At 53.1% G+C, this 2,588-nt stretch carries 2 protein-coding genes; both read left to right on the top strand.

Translation table 11 applies throughout. The features are described from left to right. The first annotated feature begins 441 nt into the window (after positions 1-441). Positions 442-1,167: an EamA family transporter gene (locus IJN28_08130; protein ID MBQ6713735.1), complete on the top strand. Its 726-nt coding sequence runs from the start codon at positions 442-444 to the stop codon at positions 1,165-1,167. Between the two features lie 225 nt (positions 1,168-1,392). Next, positions 1,393-2,259 carry an EamA family transporter gene (locus IJN28_08125; protein ID MBQ6713734.1) on the top strand — a complete coding sequence of 289 codons (867 nt, stop codon included), beginning with the start codon at positions 1,393-1,395 and terminating at the stop codon, positions 2,257-2,259. Positions 2,260-2,588 lie beyond the last annotated feature (329 nt).

Genomic DNA, 2,588 nt, shown 5'->3' with positions numbered 1-2,588 from the left:
CTGTATACTTCTTTTTTCATTTCCCATCGTTCTTTATGGGTTCGGGCGTTTTTGTAGTCCTGCGCTAAGTATGTACCGAACCGTAGCGAAGTGCATTGTGTCAATTGTTTGAGCGAACGTAGAGAAGGGAGTTTTGACACGCGGTCGTGTCCTCTTTCTTGTAATCAAGACACGACCGCAAGCGTAGCGGAGCGTGAGAATACATACTCGCAGGACGGAGACTTACGCCCGAGGGTTTTTGTTACTTTTTGACCACAAAAAGTAAATAGAAGGGAGAGACTGTCTATTAAAAAAAGAAAGGCTTTGCGATTTTAATACGCACGATAAGAAAAAGAAAAGACAGTGGTCATCTATGGTGATAAGATGGCTTTACCTTCCCCTCCTCCTGAAGTACAATAAAGAAAAGCAGTACAAAATCTCACAATAAAGAAGGTATCCCTCATGTCCCTCTCTCTCCCATTTTTCAAATATCTCGCGGCGGTGCTTCTCTTAGGTACGAACGGTATCGTCGCCAGTCATATCGACCTTGCCAGCTATGAGATCGTGCTGACGCGCGCGTATCTCGGCAGTATCTTCCTCCTTTTGCTCTGTCTGGTGACGCGCGAGAAGGCAGATTTTCTCCGTTATAAGAAGGATACGCTCATGCTTCTTGTGAGCGGTATGACGCTCGGTGTCGGCTGGTCTGCGATGTACGAGGCGTATGTGCGTGTCGGTGTCGGCATTGCGACGCTTCTCAACTACGCAGGGCCGATGATCGTGCTGGCATCAAGTCCGTTCCTCTTCGGTGAGAAGTGGACGCGACCGCTTGCAGTCAGCGCCGTCATGGTCGTCTGCGGTATGGTCTGCCTCAATCAAAATGCGGCGGGCGGTTCGCTGGAGGCGGTCGGGCTTCTCTGCGGTATCCTGTCTGCCGTCATGTACGCCGCGATGGTCATTCTGACGAAAAAGGCGGTGCGCACATCGGGTCTGTCGGCAACGCTTCTGTCGCTTCTCGGTGCGAGCGTCGTCGTCACCGCGTTCGTCCTCGCCAAACAAGGCGCGCTCCCGACGGTGCATCCCGATGACTATCTGCCTGTTTTGATGCTCGGCATCGTCAATACAGGCTTTACCTGCTATCTCTACTTTTCTGCGAAGCAAAAGATCCCTGTCCGCACCGTTTCTATCTGAGGATATATTGAGCCGATCTCGGCTGTCGTGTTCTCCATGCTCCTCTTGGGAGAGGTCATGTCACCTGCCCAGCTTGTCGGCGGTGCGCTCGTCCTCGGTGGTGCTGTCTACGGAGAATACAGCGCAAGGCAGGGTCGGCGTGCGTAGTGTGGGCACGCTTGCGCCCGTCATCAGACCTGACGCTATCTTTTGCGCCCTCATGTTTATCCGAAAGAAGGAAGTCCGATGAATACTGCATTTATCCAATATCTTGCCGCGCTCCTTCTGTTCGCTACGAACGGCATCGTCGCAAGTCAAATCGATCTTGCCAGCTATGAGATCGTGCTGACTCGTACGTGGCTTGCGTTTCTCGTGCTTCTCGCAGCCTGTCTGGTGACGCGCGAGAAGGCAGAGTTTTTTCGCTACAAAAAAGATACCGCCATGCTTCTTTTATGCGGCGTGACGATGGGCATCGGATGGTCGCTCCTCTACGAAGCGTACGTCTATGTCGGTGTCAGTATCGCGACGCTCCTCATCTATATCGGGCCGATGATCGTGCTGGCAACAGGGCCGTTCTTGTTCGGTGAAAAATGGACACGTCCGCTCGTGGTCAGCGTCATCATGGTCGTCTGCGGTATGCTCTGCCTCAACGATATTACGGCGGGCGGAGTTCTTCATCCGTGGGGACTATTCTGCGGCGCGCTGTCGGCTGTCACGTATGCGTCGAAGATCATACTCGGCAAAAAAGCAATGCATCTGCCCAAGCTGTCGGCGACGCTTCTGACGCTCATGGGCGCGTGCGCTGTCGTCACCGCGTTCGTCCTTGTTAAGCAAGGCGCACTTCCGACCATCAGCGAGGATGACTATCTGCCGATCTTCATACTCGGTGCCGTCAATACAGGGCTTGGTTATTGTCTGTATTTCCCTGCGATCAGGTGCTTGCCCGTCCGCACCGTTTCTGTCTGCGGATATATCGAGGCGATAGCGGCCGTCGTATTCTCCATGCTCCTATTGGGCGAGAGCCTATCGCTCGTCCAGCTCATCGGCGGTGCGCTCATCTTGGGCGGCAGTGTCTACTGCGAATACCGTGCAAGGCACGGGCAGGGCGCATAGCCTCTTTGGGGGAGCATTATGACCTTTTTTGCAGGTGTATTGCCGTGCTGCTCGACAGGGTGCATAGCTTCTTTTGTGAGTGGCATGACCTTTTTCGCAGGTGCATTGCCGTGCTGCTCGACAGGGTGCATAGCTTCTTGGGGGAGCATTATGACCCTTTTTGCACGTGCATTGGTGGGGCGGTGCGCGCAGTCTTTCTTGCGAATATCGCGCTCGTTTTGGCAAAAATCGTCCCAATGTGCGAAAACTACCCTCAATATCTCCATAATAGTCAGAAAAACCCTGTTCAAACAGGGTTCTTTTCGTTATAATAGGGGCAGTATGCTAAT

This window comes from Selenomonadales bacterium (assembly GCA_017442105.1).
In the GTDB taxonomy this organism is placed as follows: Bacteria; Bacillota; Negativicutes; order RGIG982; family RGIG982; genus RGIG982.
This window is presented reverse-complemented; position numbering and strand designations above follow the sequence as displayed.